This is a genomic window from Undibacterium sp. Ji42W, assembly GCF_049340405.1.
Taxonomy (GTDB): Bacteria; Pseudomonadota; Gammaproteobacteria; order Burkholderiales; family Burkholderiaceae_D; genus Undibacterium.
In genome coordinates this window covers 1-19710 of record NZ_JBMPOV010000010.1, presented here as the reverse complement: position 1 = coordinate 19710, position 19710 = coordinate 1, and the positions used below count along the sequence as shown (strand labels likewise).

At 49.6% G+C, this 19710-nt stretch carries 14 protein-coding genes; all 14 read right to left on the bottom strand.

The annotated features are described in order from the left end of the window. Nucleotides 1-30: 30 nt before the first annotated feature. The 14 genes from ACO0LG_RS21025 to ACO0LG_RS20960 all read right to left on the bottom strand — a co-directional run bounded on the left by ACO0LG_RS21025 (nt 31) and on the right by ACO0LG_RS20960 (nt 18483). Nucleotides 31-723, bottom strand: coding sequence for a tetratricopeptide repeat protein (locus tag ACO0LG_RS21025; protein WP_423029518.1), 693 nt, complete (start codon nt 721-723; stop codon nt 31-33). A gap of 116 nt (nt 724-839) precedes the next feature. Next, complete coding sequence (locus ACO0LG_RS21020; RefSeq protein ID WP_423029517.1) at nt 840-1475, bottom strand: CatA-like O-acetyltransferase; 636 nt, start codon at nt 1473-1475, stop codon at nt 840-842. 73 nt (nt 1476-1548) lie between these two features. Further along, complete coding sequence (gene tal, locus ACO0LG_RS21015; RefSeq protein ID WP_423029516.1) at nt 1549-2484, bottom strand: transaldolase; 936 nt, start codon at nt 2482-2484, stop codon at nt 1549-1551. Nucleotides 2485-2517: 33 nt separating this feature from the next. Further along, a complete protein-coding gene (gene selD, locus ACO0LG_RS21010) occupies nt 2518-3576 on the bottom strand; it encodes a selenide, water dikinase SelD (protein ID WP_423029515.1) in 1059 nt (352 codons plus the stop codon). Nucleotides 3577-3730: 154 nt separating this feature from the next. Further along, nucleotides 3731-5191 carry a DEAD/DEAH box helicase gene (locus tag ACO0LG_RS21005; protein WP_423029514.1) on the bottom strand — a complete coding sequence of 487 codons (1461 nt, stop codon included), beginning with the start codon at nt 5189-5191 and terminating at the stop codon, nt 3731-3733. Nucleotides 5192-5610: 419 nt separating this feature from the next. Beyond that, entirely contained in the window at nt 5611-6804 is a 1194-nt protein-coding gene (bcsZ, locus tag ACO0LG_RS21000) for a cellulose synthase complex periplasmic endoglucanase BcsZ (RefSeq protein ID WP_423029513.1), read from the bottom strand. Between the two features lie 71 nt (nt 6805-6875). Then, entirely contained in the window at nt 6876-7670 is a 795-nt protein-coding gene (gene fabI, locus ACO0LG_RS20995; RefSeq protein WP_162040798.1) for an enoyl-ACP reductase FabI, read from the bottom strand. A gap of 362 nt (nt 7671-8032) precedes the next feature. Continuing rightward, complete coding sequence (locus ACO0LG_RS20990; RefSeq protein WP_423029512.1) at nt 8033-9355, bottom strand: TldD/PmbA family protein; 1323 nt, start codon at nt 9353-9355, stop codon at nt 8033-8035. Beyond that, nucleotides 9355-10752 carry a TldD/PmbA family protein gene (locus tag ACO0LG_RS20985; protein ID WP_423029511.1) on the bottom strand — a complete coding sequence of 466 codons (1398 nt, stop codon included), beginning with the start codon at nt 10750-10752 and terminating at the stop codon, nt 9355-9357. Before ACO0LG_RS20985 ends, ACO0LG_RS20990 begins: the two co-directional genes overlap by 1 nt. Before the next feature lie 222 nt (nt 10753-10974). After that, nucleotides 10975-12675, bottom strand: coding sequence for an ABC transporter ATP-binding protein (locus ACO0LG_RS20980; protein WP_423029510.1), 1701 nt, complete (start codon nt 12673-12675; stop codon nt 10975-10977). Between the two features lie 9 nt (nt 12676-12684). Beyond that, nucleotides 12685-13800, bottom strand: coding sequence for an ABC transporter permease (locus ACO0LG_RS20975; RefSeq protein ID WP_423029509.1), 1116 nt, complete (start codon nt 13798-13800; stop codon nt 12685-12687). Nucleotides 13801-13809: 9 nt separating this feature from the next. Continuing rightward, entirely contained in the window at nt 13810-14748 is a 939-nt protein-coding gene (locus ACO0LG_RS20970) for an ABC transporter permease (protein ID WP_423029508.1), read from the bottom strand. A 49-nt stretch (nt 14749-14797) separates the two neighbouring features. After that, on the bottom strand, nt 14798-16630 hold the full coding sequence (locus ACO0LG_RS20965) for an ABC transporter substrate-binding protein (RefSeq protein WP_423029507.1): 1833 nt from the start codon (nt 16628-16630) through the stop codon (nt 14798-14800). A 74-nt stretch (nt 16631-16704) separates the two neighbouring features. Further along, a complete protein-coding gene (locus ACO0LG_RS20960) occupies nt 16705-18483 on the bottom strand; it encodes an ABC transporter substrate-binding protein (protein WP_423029506.1) in 1779 nt (592 codons plus the stop codon). Nucleotides 18484-19710: the final 1227 nt, after the last annotated feature.

Sequence of the window (19710 nt, the reverse complement as noted above, 5' to 3'; positions counted from 1 at the left end):
TGAATTTCTTCAGACGCGATTTGATGAAACTTAGTCTGCCACCTTCTCTGGTTTCCAGTCTTTTGCCAGGGCCTGCGCTTCGGCGATTTCTTCCTTGCTCATTTTCGCTGCTACAAATTTCCTGAAGACTTCGCTGTCATCATAATCACCCGCCAGGACCAGCCACTTGTAGGCTTCTATCAGATTCACTGCAACGCCGCGGCCTTTCAGGTAAATCAAACCTAGCTGATACTGCGCGCTGGCATTGTTTTGATTGGCTGCCAACCGGAATAATTCTTTGGCTTTGGCATAGTCGCGTGCCACACCTGTGCCTGTCACATACAATATACCCAGACTATATTGGGCATCTGCATAACCCTGGTCAGCCGCTTTTCTGAACCATGAAGCAGCAACACCGTGATTCGACAGCATGCCTTTTCCTTTGGCGTACATCCTGCCTATATTCACTTGTGCCCTAACATTGCCCTTGCTGGCTGATTGTTCGAACCAGCTGAGTGCCTGTTTATAGTCTTGATCCACACCTTCGCCATTCAAGAACATCAGCCCGAGGTTGAATTGCGCATCTGCATTACCCTTTGCTGCCGCAGCCTTGAATGAGTCAAGTGCAGAAGTAAAGTCGCCTTGTTCGTAATAGCTGACGCCATCGGTGAAATCATCAGCCCGTACATTGCCAGTTGCCAGCATGCAGGCAAGTATGAAGATGACGGGATTAAATTTGCGCATGATGCGTCCTTGATGGAAAGCAGGTGGTTTGCTTCAGTGCTAGCGCCTTCATTTTAGCAAGCAAATGGAGGATTTGCATCCCATAGTCGGTGATCATTCCTGCACAATGAAAGAACTTATTTTTTTGCAGACAGGCCAGCTTCCAGTGTTTCAACAAATTGATGTACATGATAAGCATCAACCAAGCCATGATGCACAAAAATGGCGACAGGCAGCATCAGCCGCTGATGCTGCTTGAAAAACTTGCCAACCGAAATCTTCGGCACGCTGTCCTGGCGGTCATATTGCCGTGCATGCGTCAGACCTGTGAAACTGATCCAGGGTATGGCAGAGAAATGGATCACGTCTTCTCGCGCGCATTCATCATTGAAGCAAAGGCCGCTGCTGTTCTTGATTTTATCCATGGCGATGCTTGCCCTTGCAGCGAAAGTGGCAAAATCTTCTTCGTAATAAATGGGGCAGAATCCAAAAGTATGATCAGCCCGCTGCACGGTCGCATTGGCGTGTATCACCGCATAATCAAACACCTTGCCATCTTCTATGCGATAACGCATGGCATCGGTGCGCATGATCGCGCTTAGTATCTGATGCAGATAAAACTGAAAGAACGAATATTGTTCTTCCTTGCAATGCTGATAAGCCCAGGTGCAATCCACGTTCAAGTTCAGTCCGTGGAAGGGTTCATCCATTTGGGAAAAGAAGGCGTAGTGTTCGCGCCGGTTCCAGTTTGCTATGTCTAGCTGCTTTTTCATATCCAGGTCATTCAAAATAAAAAAGGGGCAGAAAATTCTGCCCCCTCATCATAACCTGTCAGATGGTGTTGATTCAACGCATTGCGGCAATCATCTTTTCCAGCTTGACGGTGTCGGCACAGAAAGCACGTATGCCTTCTGACAGTTTTTCTGTCGCCATCGCATCTTCATTCAACTCCAGGCGGAAAGTTTTTTCATCCATGCTGACCTTTTGCAAATCGGACGAAGCCGCCAGTTCCTTGCTCAGTTTTTGCGTGACATTGCTAGTGCTGTCGCTGAGTTTTTGCAAAAGATCAGGGCTGATGGTCAGCAAGTCGCAGCCAGCCAGCTCAAGAATTTGTGAAGTGTTGCGGAAGCTGGCACCCATGACTTCAGTGTTGTAGCCAAACTTGCGGTAGTAAGTGTAGATTTTCTTGACGGACAAGACACCTGGGTCATCTGCACCAAAAATTTCCTGGCCAGTCTTGTTTTTGTACCAGTCATAGATGCGGCCAACGAAAGGCGAAATCAGTTGTGCACCTGCTTCAGCACAGGCAATCGCTTGTGCCAGGCAGAACAGCAGGGTCATATTGCATCGTATGCCTTCTTTTTCCAATACTTCGGCAGCGCGTATTCCTTCCCAGGTCGAGGCTATCTTGATCAGGATGCGGTCACGCGGTATGCCTGCAGCTTCATACATGGCGATCAGTTGACGGCCTTTGGCAATGGTGCCGGCAGTGTCGAAGGACAGGCGGGCATCTGTTTCAGTAGAAACGCGGCCAGGGATGACTTTTAAAATTTCCAGACCAAAAGCAATCAGCAAATGATCGATGGTTTCATCAATAGACTTGCCTGCCGTGTCCTTGACGGCTTTTTCCAGCAATGGCAGGTATTCAGGCTTTTGCACTGCTTTCAGGATCAGGGATGGATTGGTCGTCGCATCGCGTGGGGCGTAAGCCTGGATAGCCTGGAAATCGCCAGTGTCAGCGACCACAGTGGTGAATTGCTTGAGTTGTTCTAATTGGTTCATGGTATTTGCAAAAGTAGGGGCAAAATCAAAAAATCAGGGCAGGACAGTAATTAAAGGCTCACCTGTAACAATATCACCAATCACAGCAGCTTCCAAGAAGCCGCCCTGACGGAAAATTCTTAAAACATCGTCCACTGCCGCCGGATCGCAAGCAACCAGCAAGCCACCTGAGGTTTGCGGGTCGGTTAATAAGGCTTGCTGGGCAGGGTTGATCTGTGCGTCGAGCTTGATAGACTCGCCATAGGCAGCCCAGTTGCGGGCAGAAGCCCCGGTGATAAAACCATCCATCGCCAGTTGTTCTACATTCGCCAGCAAGGGCATGGCGGACATATCCAGGCGCGCTGCCAGTCTTGAGCCACGGCAGACTTCCAGCAAATGACCAAGTAAGCCAAAGCCGGTGACATCTGTCATGGCATGTACACTATTCAGGGCGGACAAGGCCTGGCCAGGTTTGTTCAGTTTGGTGGTGCTGGCAATCATGGTGTCATAGCCCGCTGCATCCAGTACTTGCTTTTTCAGTGCAGCGGACAAGATACCTACACCCAGCGGCTTGCTGAGTATCAGTTTGTCGCCTGCTTTGGCATCTGCATTGCGCTTGACCTTTGATGGGTGGATCAGCCCCATGACCACCAGACCATAAATAGGTTCGACAGAATCGATGGTATGGCCACCGGCAATGGGTATCCCTGCCTCGGCACAGATGCTTTCGCCACCCTGGATAATCTTGCCTATGACGTCCAGCGGTAATTGATTGATAGGCATGGCAACCAGTGCCAGCGCCATGATGGGCGTGCCCCCCATGGCATAGATATCTGAAATGGCATTGGTAGCAGCGATACGACCAAAGTCAAAAGGGTCGTCCACGATGGGCATGAAGAAATCAGTGGTAGCGATCAGCGCCTGCTCGTCATTGAGCTTGTAGACGGCCGCATCGTCCGCCGTTTCTATGCCGACCATGAGGGCGGGCGGCACAGGGAAGCCCGAAGATTTTTTTAGTATTTCGGCAAGTACGCCAGGCGCTATCTTGCAACCACAGCCGCCGCCATGCGAAAAAGAGGTGAGTCGAATGGGTGCGTCAGTTTCTTTGCTCATGAGGCTTATACTTTTTGCGTTGGTCAGAAGCTGTTGATTATACGCCGAGCCTGTAAGTATAAAAAAAGCGACCACCAAAGTGATCGCTTTTTCATGATATTGCTTATGCAGCAATGTCTATGTTGCTTGCTCTACTGAGTAAAACTCTGGCAAATTAATAATCGCCAAAAGTGCGACGTGCGCCGCTGTCATTCGAGCGATTGCCCTTGTAGCCGCCGCCTTCTTTACGAGGTCCAGCGCTGGTACCAGTCGACGCGCCAGCTGGTTTGCTGAAGCTGCGTTGGCCAGGCTTGTTATTGCCGTAACCGCCACCACCTGCACCAGCGCCAGTTTTACGGGCGTCGCCTGGTTTCCAGCCGTTAGGTTTGCGGGCAGCAGAACGCGCTGGCGCGGCAGATTTCTTAGGTTCAAAACCTTCGATGACATCGACAGGGATCAATTGTTTGGTGAAGCGCTCGATACGTTTGACGTGCATGCCTTCAGCATGGTTCACCAGGGAGATCGCCAGACCTTTGCGACCGGCACGGCCAGTACGGCCAATACGGTGGACATAATCTTCCGGGAACTTAGGCAGATCGTAGTTGAATACATGCGTAATCGCTGGCACGTCAATACCACGGGCAGCTACGTCAGTCGCTACCAGTACACGTACTGTACCGCGGCGCAATGAATCCAGTGTGCGGTTACGCGCACCCTGGTGCATGTCGCCATGCAGGGCAGCAGCAGCGAAGCCGGCGATGTTCAGGCGATCAGCAATGGTGTCTGCATCACGTTTTGTGGCGGTAAAGACAACAGCCTGGTCAACGGATACGTCACGCAGCAGATGGTCGAGCATGCGGTTTTTGTGGGACAGGTCGTCCACAAAGTGAACGCGCTGCTGGATGTTTTCATGCTTGCTGGCAGAACCGGCGATCTGGATGACCAGAGGCTCAGTCGTGATGCGTTTAGCCATGTTACCGACTACACCGTCCAGTGTTGCAGAGAACAACATGGTTTGACGTGTAGGAGGGGTCGCAGCAACGATTTTTTCGATATCATCGATGAAACCCATGTCCAGCATGCGGTCGGCTTCGTCCAGAACCAGCATTTGCAGTTCTGAGAAATCGATCTTGCCAGATTCCATGTGGTCTATCAAACGGCCAGGTGTTGCCACCAGGATTTCTGGATTGCGGGACAGCAATTGCATCTGTTTAGGATAAGGCATGCCACCCAGGATGGATACAGCCTTGATACGGCGTGAATAAGCGCTGTATTTGTCAGTTGCTGTCGTTACTTGCAAAGCCAGTTCGCGGGTTGGAGTCAACACCAGCATTTTTGGTTTTGCAGCAACGAAACGTGGTTTGTCGCCCCGTGAACGGGCAGCCTGACGTTCTTGATTAGGGGTCTTGCTGCTGGCAGCGTCATAGCTGACTAATTCGGCTGTAACCAGTTTGTGCAATGCAGGCAGCATGAAAGCGGCAGTTTTGCCGGAGCCGGTCTGGGATGAGACCATCAGGTCGCGACCTTCAATCGCGGCAGGGATTGCCTGTTCTTGTACCGAAGTTGGCTTGGTATAGCCAGAGTCAGTCAGTGCGCGGATGATGTTGACGTGGAGACCTAGTGCTTCAAAACTCATGAATTTCTTTCGTAATTGGGGCATTTGCAAAATGCGGCAGCAATGCCAAGCTCACCGGCGATAAGGCCGGTTCGCAGCATGTTTTGCCGGAACGTTTGCTTCTGTCCCAGTATAAATTAGCGCGTTGCTAACGAACGCGCGCAACAATGCAGCGCCAACCAAACGAAATGAACACAGAAAATCCAACAAGGGACGACAATGAAATTTCGGCACAAAAGCTTTGCGCCGGGATGATGTCTATGGATTACTACCAGACATGCGAGGCGGGAGGGCTTTTACATGCACCATCCTGAGGATGTGCACAGGCTTGCGATGCTACTTGGTTCTACGCTGAAATTTATATTGCAGCGCAAAAAACGAAACTATACAGGATTTTTCAGGAAAAAGCAGCCAGTTTCTAAGAATAACTTGCTCTAACCTTAAAATAAACGCCAGCAAAAGTGTTGCCAGTAAAAGTCAGCTTCGCCGTGTGCATCAAAACGGTAGCGCTTTTCTTGCCAGCCCAGGGCAAACAAGGAAAGCACCTGATCATAATAAGCGTCGGCCTTGATTGGTTGGGCCTGCAGGCGTAATTGCTGTTGTACTATGGTTTTTTGTACACCTTGCGCTTGCAGGAACGGCAGCAGTGCGGCGCTAAAGCCGCTGGAACCAGCGCCATTGATATCACCAGTCAGGATATCGATATATTCTGGTGGGTAACCCTTGCCGTCCACGAGTTGCGCCATGGGGCGCAGCAACTTCAGCAAATTTGCGCGTTCTGTATCCTGGCTCGCCATCATGCCAGTCCATAGATAAACACGGATGGCGTTATAGCCGCCCTGGCCTTTTTCTACCCCCTGAGTATCAAGCAGGAAACCTTTTTGCGCATCATAAATGATCCAGTCTGCGGCATACCCTTTTGGGGCGCTCCCAGCGATCAGGCGTATCGCAGGGGCAATCATGCGTTTCCAGCGCTCATCACTTTCTTTTTGCTCAAACCAGCGCAGCAAAGGCGGGGGCAAATAACTGGCGTTGAGCTTCCATTGATTATTGGGCAGGGTGAAGCCAGTGGGCGCTGGCAACAGACTCAAGCCCAGTCCAGGTAACTCTGCCGTTTCTTCATTCAATATTCTTTGTGCCAGCAGGCTGGACAGGGCAGTGTAGCGCTTTTCTTTCCAGACTTCTCCAGCCACACCCAGGCTGTAGGCCATCCAGAGGTCAGCATCGGAAGCCGGATTTTTATCGATGATGCCCCAGCTATTGTCTTCACGCTGTCCCCATTGCCAGGCAGGCAGACGGGCAGTCAGGTCGCCTGCAGCCAGGTTATTCTCAGTCCAGGTTAGTACACGCTGAAATGTGGTTTTGTCGTTGGCGCTCAGTGCAAAGAACAGGGCATAAGCCTGGCCTTCAGATGTTGTTGGTTTGCGCGCGCCGCTATGATCAATCACCCGGCCATCATCGGCGACAAAAGTCTTCTTGAATTGTTCCCAGGCTGGCCATGGGTCATTGCAGGATGCCGCGAGGGTGTTGCCGGAAAACGCAAGGAACACACTGAATATCAGCAGCAATAGAGCGCGTGCAATAGAGAAGGCGCTGTTTGGAATAGTGGGCATGGTCTGGAGTGCTTCATTCATGCCAATAGTATAAGGCTAGTACGGGATACATGTGCAAGCATCCCGTACCGTCTTTTCAAATGCTGGACTGCTTACTTGTCGTAAGAGTCAGCATTCAAGCCCATGACATGCGAGAAGCCGCCATCGACATAAGTGATTTCACCAGTAATACCATTTGCCAGTGGTGACAGCAGGAAGGCGGCAGTATTACCAACGTCTTCGATCGTCACATTGCGGCGCAATGGTGCGTGTTCTGCGACAAAGCCCAGCAGTTTACCAAAGTCCTTGATGCCACTGGCAGCCAGGGTTTTGATAGGGCCAGCAGAAATGCCGTTGACGCGTATGCCCTTTTTACCCAAATGTTCCGCCAGGTAGCGTACCGATGCTTCCAGCGATGCCTTGGCCATGCCCATGGTGTTGTAATGCGGGATGGCGCGGATAGCACCCAGGTAAGACAGGGTCAGCAGGGCAGAGTCTTCTCGCAGCAATGGCAGTGCAGCTTTTGCCATGGCAGGGAAGCTGTAGGCAGAAATATCATGCGCAATGCGGAAAGCTTCACGGGAGAAACCATCAAGGAATTCACCTGCAATCGCTTCACGCGGTGCAAAGCCGATAGCGTGAACCAGGCCATCAAGTTTGTCCCAGGATTTGCCCAGATCAGCAAATACCGCATCAATTTGTTCGTCGCTGGCGACATCGCAATCGAAGATCAGTTTGCTGTCAAATTCAGCCGCAAAATCAGTAATCCTGTCTTTGAAACGTTCGCCTACGTAGGTAAATGCCAGTTCAGCGCCTTCGCGTTTGCAAGCCTGGGCAATGCCGTAAGCGATAGAGCGGTTGGACAGCAAACCGGTGATCAGAATTTTTTTGCCTTGCAGAAATGCCATGTTAACTCCAGATATGACCGCAATATGCTTAAGTTTTCTATCAAGGGCTACATATAAAAATAAAATATAAATAAAGCAGCCTTAGAAACCTTACGCTATTGCGCTGTGGGTTTTATTACTTATTGTTTTTACACCAGATTTTGATCGTGATGCGTAACGCTTACATTGCAGCCTTTTCCGCAACAGGTCGGAATTGTAGTTGCTCTCACTGAAACGGGCAAATGCTAAGTTCGCTAATGCTTATCTGCGCAGATGTAACGATGCATACATCATCATAGTAGCTCTTTGGTCAAATGCGCTATTTTGCTTGAATATGCTATAACCTCGCTTTTCATGATCTCAAAATACACTTTATTGCGGTTCTAAAGCACAAAACGCATTTCCTTGAGTAGTGCTCCCGGCAAGATCGCTCCACCCGTATGCCGTTCGCCATAAGAGCGGTCGTCCATAATGACTTCAGTTTCCTGGCTCAGTGCCAGCAGATTTTCTCCCAGCATTTTGAACAACGAGTCGTCAAAACGCATGACATTCAAGGGCGCAATGATCTCGCCATTCTCTACCCAAAAGGTGGCAAAGCGTGTCATGCCCGTGATTCGGCACGTAGCGCGCTCTGAGAAATTCAAATACCAAAGGTTAGCGATGTAAATACCCGTGCCCAGTTTTTTCAATATGTCTGCATTTGCAAGTGTACCAGCCTGCATGACCAGGGATTTTGCTGATTCATCTTCCGGCGCACCATTCGTGAGCACACCAAATTCCTTGGCGCTGCGCGGTGAAATCATGCTACCGCAGAGCTTGCCATTCTGTATCAGGGGGATGACTTCAGGTTTGATAAAGCCTTGCGCCTGAAAGCCAGGTTCCAGGCCTGCGCGACTGTCTTCACAGATATCAACCATGGCATGCATACTGGCCTCGCCTGATTGCATGCGGCGCAGACAACTATGCCGGGTACGCAGGGTTTTTTCGGATAAACCACCCCAGTTCAGCATCATGATCAATTCATTCAATGCAGCCGGGCTCAGGTAGGCCCGGTAATTACCAGCAGCGACGGTGATTGGTGGCCGCGCCAGCAAGGCCAGCTTTTTGCAGGCATCAGCAAATTTTTTTAAAAATTCTGCCTCATTCCATGTAAATCCAGCATAGTTGGATTTGACGGCCTTGTCAGTAGCATGAAATATGCTCCAGTCAAAATTGACATTGTTCGTTTCATACCAATTGCGTTGGCCATAAGAATTGGCAAAGCCACGATACTGTGTGCCAGTAGTCAGCAAGCCCACCATGTCAACACCTTTTGCCGCTTCAATTATTTGTTCCAGCATAATGGCTACCGGCGGCAGGGAAGATGGCAGGATTTGGCTAGTGTTATTGACTTCAGCAGCTATCATGAGGTGCGGGTCTGCTGGCAAGTCGGCCAACTGCACACGCAAATCCTGAATTGCCGCATTGATAGTGGGGAAGTCCAGTCCCATCTCGCCACTGAGGTTGAAGCTCATGGCGGCATGGGTTTGTCCCTGTATCAATTGCAGGTTCAGTATGATTTGCGAGACATGGCCGGGCTGGCGTATGGCGCTATGATTGAAGCGCACAAAATCGCTGGATTCTGCTGACAGCCAGGTGGTGCTTACTTCCTTTGCTGCCAGCTGTGTTTCTATATGTGCGGCCAGGGATAAAAAATAGCTGTGCATCAGGCTTCGCCTCCAAATACTTCTACCTGATCAAACAGACAGGCGGGTGAAGCATGGCCCACACGTATGACCTGAGAAGGCTCCCCTTTGCCACAGAAAGGCGTGCCCATGACTGCCAGGGTGGATGCATCACCGACCATCTTCAGCGAACGCCAGAAGCTTTCTGAGATGCCACGATAATTGGGGTTTTTCACCAGCTCTTGCAATTTTCCATTACGTATCATTTGCCCATATTCGCATCCAAACTGGAATTTATTGCGTGAATCATCAATTGACCAGGACACATTGGTATTCATCAGCACGCCATCGTCTATGCTGGCGATTATCTCATCGAGGCTGCTGGTGCCTGCTTCTATATTCAGGTTGGCCATGCGGTCTATGGTCGGACGGTTCCAGTCACAGGCGCGTGAGTTGGCGACACCTGTCATACTAGCGCGTGCTTGCGAGAGCGCGCTGCCCAAAGGTTTTTCCAGTATGCCATTTTTGATGATCCAGGTTTTTTCTGCAGTACTGCCATCATCATCCCAGCCAAAGCTGGCAAATTGTTCGGCGCGGCTGGGGTCATAGGTAACGTTCAGCAATTCTGATCCATACTGGAAATGGCCAAACATCTCGGGAGTGACAAAACTGGTGCCAGCAAAATTACGTTCATCTCCCAGTATGCGGTCCAGTTCCAGCGGGTGACCTATGGATTCATGGATTTGCAGCATCATCTGCTCAGGCATGAGCAGCAAATCCATGCGGCCACTCGGGCAGTTCGCTGCATGCAAGAGCGCCAACGCTTCCTCTGCAATGCGTTTGCCTGAGCCATAAAAGCCGGATTGCTGCAAGACTTCCATGCCGCCCTGGCGGCAAAAACCATTGTATTGACCACCCAGGCTACGGGTTTGGGTTTCTGATCCTTCATTGGCGGTGACGCTGAGATTGGGGATCAGGTAATTGAATTGCTGATGGATGTCAGCACCTGCACTGCTAATAAATAACTGTTCAGTTTGGGTGACACCTATGGATGCACTCCAATCTACAATGTTGTCATTGAAATGCGATGCGGCGGATTCCTGCATCAGTAAGGCAATCAAGTCTTTCCTGGTCCAGATGGAGGCGGCTGGACCTTGATATTGACCAACCATAGCGGCTTGCGGGATGTGGCTGAAATTGGTCACTGTTTTTCCCGCGCTGAGCCTGGCCCAATCTACGGCATGCTGCATTGCGGCATTCAATCCATTGCGGGATAAGTCGCTGGTTGCGGCGTAGCCGTAGCCGCCATCATGAATAACGGTCAGCATTGCGCCATGGCTACGGGCATTGCGCAGCGGTTGCAATACATTTTGTCTAACCAATAGCTCTTCACTGCGCTCATCCACTACGCGCATGGAGCAAAAATCAACAGCGGGCATTAACTCCCGGAATAAACTTCTTAATGCTTCCAATCCTGGCTCCAGTGAGTATGCTGCATACGGGATATACGGGAGATTGTGCCTGTTTCGTCACTGTTTTGTTATGTCGCAGGCGAATGCCATCTTGCCAGTGTTTGCAGGATTGGTCAAAAATATAAGTGTAAGGGGATTTTTCAAGCGGGAGGAGTGTGAACCGGCAGACAGCCGGTTCACGAGTACGGCTTAGTGCTGCAAGCCTTTTGGTATGGCGTTCAGCAAAGTCTTGGTATACGCCTGGGTAGGATTCAGATACAGATCATCTGAATTCGCCAGTTCAACGACCTTACCTTTGTTCATCACCATGACCTGATCGGCAATATATTTGACCACGGCCAGATCATGCGATATGAAGATATAAGACAGACCAAATTCTTCCTGCAAATCCTGCAGTAGATTCAATACCTGCGCTTGCACAGAAACGTCGAGTGCTGATACTGATTCATCACAGACCAGTACTTCCGGCTTCATGGTCAGGCAGCGTGCAATGGCGATACGCTGACGTTGACCACCAGAAAATTCATGGGGATAACGGTGGAAGGCGATAGTGGGCAGGCCAACCTTTTCCAGTAATTGATAAGCCATTGCAGAGCGTTCGCTGTCGTTGGCGCCAATGTTATGTATATGCATGGGTTCCATCAAAATCTGCCCCACGGTAAAGCGTGGGTTCAGCGAGGCATACGGGTTCTGGAAAATGATTTGTATGCGGCGCTTGTAGTGATGGAATTCCTTGTTCGACATGGCCAGTATGTCCTTGCCTTCAAACAGGGCTTGCCCGGTAGTCGCCTGATGCAGGCGCATCAGTGTCAGGCCAACTGTGGTTTTGCCAGAACCGGATTCGCCTACTACGCCCAGGGTCTTGCCACGCGCAAGCTTGAAAGATACATCTTCAACAGCCTTGAATTCTTTTTTGCCAAAGAAACCTTCACGGGAGTAAAAGCTTTTACCCAGATTTTTGACTTCCAGCACGATTTCTTCATCGCCTTTAAGACCACGCGGGCGCTGTTTTTGATCGACCAGCGCGCCGTTATTGTTCATGAAATCAGCAATCACCGGCAATCGCCATGGACGGGTATCCAGTGTAGGGCGACAGTGCAGCAGGGCCTGGGTATAAGTATCTTTCGGGCTTTCAAATATTTGTTCTACCGTACCCGCTTCGCGAATTTCACCATTGCGCATGACAATGACATGGTCAGCAATTTCACCAACCAGTGCCAGGTCATGGGTGATGAACAGCACTGACATCTTGTGTTTGATACGCAAGGCATCAATTAGGTCGATGATCTGTTTTTGTATGGTAACGTCGAGAGCCGTGGTTGGTTCATCGGCGATCAGCAATTTGGGTTCGCAGGCAATCGCCATGGCGATCATCACCCTTTGCTGCTGCCCGCCAGACATCTGACTTGGGTAAGCATCGATCTTGTTTTTAGGATCTGGAATGCCGACTTCTTCCAACAATTCTATCGAGCGTTTGCGTGCTTGTTTGGCATCCATGCCCATATGCAGGCGCAACACTTCAGCGATCTGGAAGCCGACAGTAAACACAGGGTTCAACGATGTCATCGGCTCCTGAAAGATCATGGAGATTTCCTTGCCGCACAAATCACGCCTTTCAGCGATGCTGAGTTCCAGCAGGCTGCGACCTTCAAAAATAATTTTGCTGTCAGCGGCAATGCTGGACGTATCTTGTGGCAGCAAGCCCATGACAGCCAGTGAGCTGACTGACTTGCCACTACCCGATTCACCGACCAGGGCGACTGTGGAATTGCGCGGTATTTCAAATGAAATACCCTTGACCGTTTCCACACTATCTTTTTTATTGACGCGGAAAGACACGCGCAGGTTGTCTACTTTCAGCAAAGCTTGACTTGGGTTTTCTTGACTCATGATCTGTCCTTATTTCAACTTGGGGTCAAGCGCATCGCGCAAGGCATCGGTGAACAATGAGAAGGCTGTCACCAGCACGGCCATCGCTGCGGTTGCGGCCACCAGTTGCCACCATTTACCCAAAATCAATTCATTCTGTGCTTCATTGAGCATACTGCCCCAAGACACCACACCAACCGGTACGCCAAAGCCCAGGAAACTCAGGATTACTTCGGACTTGATAAAGCCTACAACAAGGATGGATACCTGGACCAGTGCCACATGGCTCACATTCGGGAAGATATGCACGAACATCTTGCGCCAGTGCGAAGCACCAATGGCATCTGCTGCCCACACGTATTCTCGTGCCTTGTGCTTCATGTATTCAGCACGGATCAGGCGAAATGGCCCAGTCCAGCCAGTGAAAGCCAGGATCAGGATGATGGTGGTCACACCCTTTTGCTGCAATACCGCTGCGACTGAAAGTATCAGCAACAGATAAGGGATGGAAGTGAAGATGCTGTAGAACCAGTTAAAGAAGTCGTCGACCTTTCCGCCAAAGTAACCAGCCAGGGCACCAAACATCGTGCCTAGAAGTGTCGCCAGGAAAGCAGCAACCAGGCCAACGACGATGGAAGTCTCGGCACCCTTGATGGTTTTCTTGATGATGTCATGTCCCCATTTGTCTGCACCAAAGGGCAGGGTAGTCAGACGTTCACCCACGACAGTCTTGCCGGATTTGGCAAGCTCGGTGCGAATTTCTGCCATTTCCTTTGCCAGCGGATCAGGGATACCGTAGTCATTCACGATAACCGCCTGATCAGCATCTGGCTGTTTGCGCAATTCGCGGATGATGTCGGCCAAAGGATCGAGTGGATTTTCTGGCGGTGGTGCTTCTGCTTCGACCTTGGCGACCGTGCCTGTATCTGCACCGACAAAGCTGGGTGGCGCGTAGCTGACACCGCTTTCCTGTTCCCAGTCAGAGGCGATGACGCCGGTGGCAGACAGTATCAACGTCAATAAAAATGCAGCTACGATTGCTAAGGCAATCATGGCGACTTTGTCAGCGCGCAAACGGCGCCAGGCCAGTGCCCACAGTCCGGGTGAAACTGTTTGTACAGTTGGATTTGTGATAATCGTGCTCATGAATGATCCTTATTTCAACTGTACGCGTGGATCAACCGCCTGGTACAGCAGATCGGTCAACAAATTAAAAAACATGGTGGCTGCTGCGACATACACGGTGATCGCTTTGATTACGGGGAAGTCACTGCGTTCCACTGCCAGTATCACTTCACGGCCTATGCCAGGGATGGAAAAGAAACGCTCGATCAGGAAGGCGCCAATCAACAGCGCAGGCAGATTCGACATGACGTGAGTGATGATAGGTATTGATGCATTACGTAAGACATGCACCCATTTCACGCGACTTTCGCTGACGCCTTTGGCGCGGGCGGTACGGACGTAATCCTGATTTACTTCATCCAGTACGAAGGTGCGGAACAAGCGCAGGTTCGGTGCTACGCCTACGGCCAGAGCAATAAGGATAGGCAGGGCAGAGTATTTGAACAGGTTTTCGGCAAAGTGATTGCCCCAGCCTTGTACCGGAAACATGCCCAGTTTATAGGCAAAGAAATATTGACCGACGATGATGTAGACTAGGATGCTGACCGACATGCCGACAGTACAGGCAATCATCACAGAACGGTCAGTGAACGAGCCGCGCTTGAAGGCAATTGCCAGTGCCAGCGCAATCGCAATCAAGGTTTCGATAATTGTGAGAGGTATCAAGACTGTCAGCGAAGGGCCAAGACGTGTACCTATGATGGATGAGACTGCTTCACCAGTACTCCAGCTATTGCCAAAGTTGAAGGTGGCGATTTGCTTGATGAAGATCCATAGTTGTACATAGTAAGGCTGGTCTATGCCCAACTGGGTGCGGATATTGGCAATCTGTTCGGCATTCGACATCTTGCCTGCCAGGATGTAGGCCGGGTCGCCACCTACCCAGTTAAACAGAAAAAACACCAGCAGGATGACACCCAGCATCGTTGGTGCCATCTGCCATAAGCGGCGCAGTATATAAGCGGTCATGTTTGTCTCTCGGTTTTCAAATTTCAGTTAGTCTGCGGCTCATTTTTTTCTATTTGTTCTTGTCGATGTCTATCTGCATCCATTCTATATGCATGATGGGGTGCTTTTTATGCCCTATCACGCGTGGCTGTGACAGCATCATGCGGTGGCGGGCATAACCCAGGCGTTGCGCAGCATACAGTTCCATGATGCGTGTCATCTTGTGGTATAGCAGGTCGCGCTCTGGCCCCGGAGCCAGTTTTTGTGATTGTTCATACAGCTTGTCATATTCGGGGATGGTGACGCAGCCATTATTATTCATGTGGATGTTTTTGCCGTAAAACAATTGCATGAAATTATCGCCATCGGGATAGTCCGCTATCCAAGGCGAAATACGTTGCATCAACTGGCATTGCTTTTCAGCTTTGAGGATTTCAGCAAATGGGCGGAATTCGGCACGCATCCTGATGCCGATGCCGTCATAGGATTTTTTCCAGACTTCAGCCTGTAAATGGCCGCGTGACTCAGTCTGGGCAGTGTGAACAATTTCCAACGGGCTGCCGTCTGGCATGGTGCGATAACCATCCTTGCCTTTTTTGTAGCCAAACTTGTCGAGCAAGGCATTGGCCGCTGCGGGATTGTACTGGATGCTGCTTTTGTAGTTAGGATCATGGCCCACCACGCCAGGAGGGATAGGATATTGCAGCGGTATCGCATGTCCATTATCAACGATGCGTATTTCTTCTTCGACATTGTGTGCCATGGCCATGGCACGGCGCAGCGCGACTTTCTCTTTGCTCAAGCCGCCAAATACCGGGTCTTGCATATTCCAGTAATAGATAGTCAGCTCAGGATCGACAATGCGCGACATCTGTATGCCACGTTTGACAAATTCAGGTTTCAAATCAGGGCCGTTCAGCACCTGAGGTGCAAGGCCACCATATAGCTGGAATAAATCAATTTCATCTTTCTGGAATGCCAGCAGGCGTGACTGGTCTTCCAAAATCACATTGACGACAACGCGGCCAATTTGCGGCATGCGTTTGCCTTTCATTACAGCGATGATTTTCTGGTCATTCGGGTCGGCACTAGCCTGGAAATCCCATATCGTTGTATGGAAGTCAGGATTGGCATCCAATATCATTTTAGAGCCACGTACCCATTCAGTCAGTTTGAAAGGGCCGGTACCTACCGGGTTTGCCATGGCCGCACCCTGTACATCCTGGTATTTTTCTATGACTTCGCGTGCAACGGCAGACATGGCGGTGTAAGCCAATATCATGGGCAGATTGAAGTCTGGGCGAGTGAGGTGTATGCGCAAGGTATATTTATCGACCACTTCCAGGCCGGGTACTTTGGCAGAATAATCAAACTTGCCAGATTTTTTTGCCTGTGCCGCCAATTGATCCAGCCCTGTGATCTTGTCCTCTAACAGCCAGACGTGGGTAGAGGCGATTTTCGGGTCCATGATGCGCTTGAACGAATACACATAATCGTCCACCGTCAGCTCACGTTTTTTGCCATTGAAGGCAGCATCAGGGGTGAAGTAAATGCCTTTCTTCAGTTTGATGGTATAGGTTTTACCATCGGCAGAAATCTCTGGCATGCCGTCGGCTGTTTCTGGAATGATTTTGGCTGGGCTGGCCAGGTAGTCATAAGTGAACAGGCGCTCAAAGATCGCTTCATTGATGGCGTTGGAGTATAGGTCGCGCGTCGCAGCAGGGTCAAAGCCAGTCTCGGCAACCGGGAAGATGGTGCGCAATACTTTTTCCGGATCAGCAAATTCAGGTTTGGCGGCATGCGCCTGCAAGAGCAGGGTAGATGACATCATGCCAGCAAGTGCAAGGCATATCGCCATGCCTGTTTTGGTCAGCTTTTGCTGAAACAGATGAGTGGACTTCATTAACAAGACCTCCTGCTATTTTGTACGGTGGTGATAAGTGAGTATCAGGACAAACCAGTGCCGATGAGCTTAGCTTAATGCTTTTCTACATCAATGAATGCCCAGTCTGAATGCAAGATGGGGTGCTTTTTATAGCCAGTAATCCAGGGACGGTACAACCAGCTACGGATGCGGGAGGTGTGCACGATCCAGGGTGTATCAGCTTCGACCTGACGGTTCATTTGTGCATATACCTTGTTGCGTTCTTCACCCAGGGGCATGGATACCGCCTTGCGGAACAATGCATCAAAGGCGGCTGACTCATAACAGGCATGGTTGCCAGCACCGGCTTTTGGGCCATAGAGCAATTGCATGAAGTTTTCGCCATCTGGGAAATCCGCGTTCCAGGCACCACCCCACATATTTAGTTTGCAGGCAGAGGCAGCTTTCAGATTATCGGCAAAATTGCTGACTGGGAATTCAATGCGCAAGCCAATTTTATCCAGGCCGCGCTTATAAATTTCGGACTGAACTTTGTAGATAGCTGCAGGCTCCACGGTTTTCTTGATAAGGAGCGAGCTCCCATCAGGGTTATTCCTGTATCCATCTGCCCCACGTTTATAGCCAAAATGATCAAGCAGTTTATTGGCCAGCTTGATGTCGTAAGCCAGACTGCTACGATAGGCTGGGTCATAACCAACAACATCTTTCGGGATAATCATTTGCGAACGTATGGCTTGTCCCAGGCGCAACTGGGCGATTTCATCTTCATAGCTGTAAGCCATGGCTATGGCGCGACGCAGAGCGATTTTTTCCTTGGTGTAGCCGCCAACAACAGGGTCGCGCATATTGAAAATCGTGAAGGTGATACCAGCATCTGTGACCCTGTCCATCTTGATCCCCTGACTGACCAGTTCAGGTTTTAAAGCAACTCCATCCAGTGCTGCCGTTGCTGCACTTTGCGGCAACTTATCGATATCCAGTTGGGAATCCTGAAATGCCAGCCATCGTGATTGCTCCTCTTCGATGATGCTGATATCTACTTTGCCAACCTGGGGCATTTTCTTGCCCCTCATTTGCTTGACGATTTCGTCATCACGGGCGCTGCCTGTCGATTTGAAATCCCAGGTGTAACCGCGGTATTCTGGATTGGCAGTCAGTACTATCTTGCTCCGTGGCAGATACTTTTCAACCATATAGGGTCCAGTGCCTACGGGGTGCAGGCCAGTCTGGTCACCATAAGCCTCGATCACTTCCCTCGCTACTGCACCAAAGCCACCGTAGGCGACGACATACAGAAAATTGTAGTCGGTGGCGTTTAACGCTATTCTTAGTGTGTATTTATCAATGGCCTTCAATCCGGCAACAGGGGTGTCGTAGTCGAATTTGCCTGTTTTCTTTGCCTTGGCCGCGACATCATCAAGGCCGACAATCTTGCCTTCGATGAAGCTGGCGTTGGGCGACCGGTTAATCGGATCGAGCAGACGCTTGAAGGTATAGACATAATCTTGTGCGGTCAGTTCATGTTTTTTGCCTTTGAAGGCAGGGTCCGGGGCAAAGTAAATACCTTGCTTGATTTTGAAGGTAAATACTTTCCCCTGTTCCGTCACTTCTGGCATGCTTTCTGCTGACAACGGCAAGAGGCGGGCAGGGCGCGCCAGGTAGTCGTAACTTAGTAAGGGTTCGAAGATGGCCTCGCTGACCCAGCCTGAATAGAAATTCTGGGTTTTGGCCATATCAAAACCATCATCTGCGGCTTCAAAAGCTTGCCTGACTACTTTATTGAGGTCTGCAGGATTGGCTGCGTTAGCCATTTGCAAGGGAAATATCGATAGCAATATACTGAAAATGCAAGCAACTCTCTGGTGACGCATGAACATTCCTGAACCTCATTATCTGGTAAAACAAATTTGCCTTGCTAATTTGACTTATGTAAGCATGGATCAGGCCTGGTAAGCAAAAGATTGGGGTTTGACACGTTACATCGTGAGAGAAGCCTCATCCGCATAGATTAATTTACATATTGCAGGTGCAAATTAATTTTGCTCATGATTTGCCAAGCTGTTTTCCCGCTTCAGTTTTAAAAAGCCGTAACCATAACGCAAGAGTCACATCGGTGGGAGGTGTAAAGAAATTTTTATTTCATTATCGAATTCTATGGTGTGACAATTCTTTTCAATTTCTGTCTTTTGAGTGCATTTTGGCAATGGCTGCGCATAATTAAGGGGAATATGATGGTGCCTTGCACCATTGTAGTGCGGCATTTGTGCGCAACTTTAGATAGTTTGATGCCTGAAAAAAGCCTCAAAAAAAATTTAAATTTGGTGAGGGGCACTCTAGGCAAATTTCCCAATGTAATGAAGTGTAAAAAAAGCTGCATTGAAATAATTTATGCTGCATAGCACAAGAAATTAGGTTTCCTTTGCGGGTGTTTTTTTGGCAAAATGCGCCATGTTGTTTTTTGGCCTGACTGGAAGTAAAGCGCTTGACAGTTTCTGGGCTTAAGTGGTTTTATGCGCCTTCGGAAAAATTTCTGACGACTAAATTTACATTTTCCATGCAGTAAGTTGGTGCTTTTTTACATGGGGAACATGAATAGTTGTTCTGATAAAGATGAAATGACTGTAACGTTTGACTTTGCTGCGGGTAATAATAAATTTTCTGCTTTGTATCTATGGTTCAGCCATTTGCGGCACGGCGAATCAGGTATCAGAAATAGATCAATATTTTTTATTACTTCGGCAGGTATAAATGGCGTTAGTAGAAGCTGGTGCTTTAGCTGTAGGCAAAATTAAATAAGTCAGTTTTACGAAAAACCTCGATTTATATTTTGACGAGTTCGCAGCTTATGAATTTATAAGTGGTTTTGTATCGGTATGGCTTTTTATTGATACACAGCATTTATAATCACTTTTTTGTTTGAGATGTTTTGACTTGCGTCAGACAGTTGACCTTGTGGTAGTGGAGGAGCAGTAATGGATTTTTCAAATCGCCAGCAAGAGCCGGGGAAGAAGTTTATAGGCTTAGGGCTGGTTATCGCATTTCACGTACTGGTGGTATATGCCCTGGTATCTGGATTGGCGCGCAAAGCGATGGAAGTG

Coding starts and splice junctions, on each gene's coding strand:
- bcsZ (WP_423029513.1), bottom strand. CDS start 6,804: ATGAATGAAGCACTCCAGACCATGCCCACTATTCCAAACAGCGCCTTC.
- selD (WP_423029515.1), bottom strand. CDS start 3,576: ATGAGCAAAGAAACTGACGCACCCATTCGACTCACCTCTTTTTCGCAT.
- ACO0LG_RS20980 (WP_423029510.1), bottom strand. CDS start 12,675: ATGAGTCAAGAAAACCCAAGTCAAGCTTTGCTGAAAGTAGACAACCTG.
- ACO0LG_RS20965 (WP_423029507.1), bottom strand. CDS start 16,630: ATGAAGTCCACTCATCTGTTTCAGCAAAAGCTGACCAAAACAGGCATG.
- ACO0LG_RS20990 (WP_423029512.1), bottom strand. CDS start 9,355: ATGCACAGCTATTTTTTATCCCTGGCCGCACATATAGAAACACAGCTG.
- ACO0LG_RS20985 (WP_423029511.1), bottom strand. CDS start 10,752: ATGCCCGCTGTTGATTTTTGCTCCATGCGCGTAGTGGATGAGCGCAGT.
- ACO0LG_RS21025 (WP_423029518.1), bottom strand. CDS start 723: ATGCGCAAATTTAATCCCGTCATCTTCATACTTGCCTGCATGCTGGCA.
- fabI (WP_162040798.1), bottom strand. CDS start 7,670: ATGGCATTTCTGCAAGGCAAAAAAATTCTGATCACCGGTTTGCTGTCC.
- ACO0LG_RS21020 (WP_423029517.1), bottom strand. CDS start 1,475: ATGAAAAAGCAGCTAGACATAGCAAACTGGAACCGGCGCGAACACTAC.
- ACO0LG_RS20975 (WP_423029509.1), bottom strand. CDS start 13,800: ATGAGCACGATTATCACAAATCCAACTGTACAAACAGTTTCACCCGGA.
- ACO0LG_RS20970 (WP_423029508.1), bottom strand. CDS start 14,748: ATGACCGCTTATATACTGCGCCGCTTATGGCAGATGGCACCAACGATG.
- ACO0LG_RS21005 (WP_423029514.1), bottom strand. CDS start 5,191: ATGAGTTTTGAAGCACTAGGTCTCCACGTCAACATCATCCGCGCACTG.
- tal (WP_423029516.1), bottom strand. CDS start 2,484: ATGAACCAATTAGAACAACTCAAGCAATTCACCACTGTGGTCGCTGAC.
- ACO0LG_RS20960 (WP_423029506.1), bottom strand. CDS start 18,483: ATGCGTCACCAGAGAGTTGCTTGCATTTTCAGTATATTGCTATCGATA.